The organism is Wolbachia endosymbiont of Mansonella perstans, from assembly GCF_020278605.1.
Classification (GTDB): domain Bacteria; phylum Pseudomonadota; class Alphaproteobacteria; order Rickettsiales; family Anaplasmataceae; genus Wolbachia.
Map to the genome: position 1 here is coordinate 5,615 of NZ_JACZHU010000046.1, position 2,660 is coordinate 8,274.

At 33.7% G+C, this 2,660-nt stretch carries 2 protein-coding genes; both read right to left on the minus strand.

From position 1 onward, the window contains the following. The coding region (locus tag IHO13_RS03345; RefSeq protein ID WP_255586086.1) for a cbb3-type cytochrome c oxidase subunit I at window positions 1-886 on the minus strand (886 nt) is incomplete at its 3' end. A gap of 15 nt (window positions 887-901) precedes the next feature. Further along, window positions 902-1,666: a cytochrome c oxidase subunit II gene (coxB, locus tag IHO13_RS03350; RefSeq protein WP_225538275.1), complete on the minus strand. Its 765-nt coding sequence runs from the start codon at window positions 1,664-1,666 to the stop codon at window positions 902-904. Between the last annotated feature and the right edge of the window lie 994 nt (window positions 1,667-2,660).

A 2,660-nucleotide genomic window follows, 5' to 3' on the forward strand; every position in this document is an offset into this window, starting at 1 on the left:
TATGATGAGCCCAGACCATAAAGCCAAATACTGCTATGCTTATCATTGCATAAATCATTCCCATATAACCAAATATCGGCCTATGAGAAAAAGTTGATACGACTTGGCTTATGATACCAAACGCAGGAAAAATAATTATGTAAACTTCCGGATGACCAAAAAACCAAAATAGATGTTGAAACAATACAGGGTCACCACCTCCGGCAGGGTCAAAAAAGGAAGTACCAATATTGCGATCAGTAAGCAGCATAGTTATAGCACCAGCAAGTATCGGTAAAGCGACAATTAACATGAATGACGTTAACAAAACAGACCAAACAAATAGTGGCATCTTAGTTAATGACATGCCCTTTGCACGCATGTTAAATATAGTAACTATAAAATTGATCGCTCCAACAATCGAAGACATACCAGCAATATGGAGTGCAAGTATGGCAAGGTCAACTCCTGCACTTGGATGGGACATAACTTGTGACAGAGGTGGGTATAAAGTCCAACCTGTTCCAGGACCTTCACCAGCAAATACTGAAAGGACAAGCAAAATAAAAGATGATACTAACAACCAAAAACTTAAATTATTCATGCGGGGAAATGCCATATCTGGTGCACCAATCATAAGAGGCACAAACCAATTACCAAACCCTCCCATTAGTGCTGGCATTATCATAAAAAACACCATTATTATCGCATGCCCTGTAACCACTACGTTATATAATTGATAATTATTGTTAAATATATTAATGTGCATTAGTTGAGTACGAATAACTACTGATAACAACCCACCAATAATTCCAGCTAATATGGAGAAAATAATGTACAGCGTCCCTATGTCTTTATGATTAGTAGAAAATAGCCAACGCTTTACACCTTTTGGTACACCACTCATATCTATACTCCCAATTTAACTCACTAATTTTTTATTTTTGATCCACTTACTAAAATCTTCTTTACTTACTGCTTCAACAACAATTGGCATAAATCCATGACCTTGACCACACAATTCATAACATTGCCCATAATAAATACCAGGCTTTTTGACATTAAACCATGCTTCATTTAGTCTTCCTGGTATTGCATCAATTTTTACACCGAAAGCTGGTATTCCCCAGCTATGTATCACATCTCCTGCTGTCACTTGTAAACGGACGTTAGTATTGATAGGCAAAACAACGTTATTGTCAACAGAGAATAACTTCAAATCTCCTTCGCTAAAGTCATCTTTTTCCTTAATATAGCTGTCAAATGACACACTTTGATATTCTGGATACTGGTAGCTCCAATACCATTGACGACCAATAACTTTCAGTGTTATGTCAGCCTTTGGTACCTTTTCCTGTAGCTTAATTAATTCAGCATTTTTAAAGGCCAATACTCCAACAATAATCGTTGGTATAACAAACCAAACGATTTCTAAAAGGATATTATGATTTGTTTTACTTATATTCTTCACTTTGCTCTTACGAAAACGAAATACTACATAAGCAAGCAGTGCCCACACGAGAAGCATTACTGCAATCATTATACTCGTCACAAACGAATGTGACTTAACTACAGCTTCCATTATCTCAGTTGCAGGAGAAGGAAATCCAAACTGCCAGGAGGTAGGAGCAGAAGCAACTGATGTACTTGAATAAAACATTATCAATAATACAAATAACTTCACCATATTTGTTTGCTGTAAAACTAAGTGACATATCGTATAATAGTATATATAAACTTACTATGCAAACAGAGATTAGCAATGATTAATAATTTTTTAGGATTTTATAGATATAATAATATATTACTAATTTAAGGGAAAAAGCATTTACATGAATCTATTTTAAGTAAAAATATTGTAATATTTTTAGTTAAGTATTTACTTTAAGTAAATTCTATAATAAGTTTAATAGCGTCTGTTACTGCTAATAACCCTCTAGCCTCACACCTAAAAGCAGTAACAGACACTATTAAACTTCATGACAAATTTACTTATCTGTAAGTATAAAAACTTGCATCATAATTTATGTAATATACTATACTTTATTAATTAACTTTTATTTTAGGGTATTAAAGCACTCGAAACTTGAAGCAAATGCACCTTCGGCTTTCCACAAGGATTAACTGAGTTATTAAGTTCTGTGAACAAAATTTTTAGAGAAATCAATAGAACCTTATAATAAATCTCAATGGTAAATTAAAAAGTTTTCCTGCGATTAGAGGTTCAGTAAATTTATTATGTATCTTGCTTGATAACGAAAATTGGTATAACCTTTATGCTTAAGAAATTTGCCAAATGAGAAAGTAAGGTAAAAAAAACCGTTGGTGACTAATTATTTATATGTACCTAGAATATAGGCGTTTTTACTCTCAACGCTACGATTCAGCTACTTTTAAATGCAAATAACCCAAACTGTAAACGTTAGGGAATTTACTGAGCAGAAAAAAAGGTAAAAGAAACCTTAGTCAGTATTTATTTTCAGTATTGGCGTTTTTATGCCTTAAATGCTGCGATTTAGCGCTTTTAAACGCAACTAGTCTAAGCTATGGTATTTAAGAAATTTACCAGGCAGAGAAAAAAGACAATAGAACTCCGAGGTAGCTAATTATTCCGCTCTCTATTTTAAAATCCGGCATTGGTTGATGTCTTAAGCGACTTATAAGCGCGCTTCAGCTTGTAT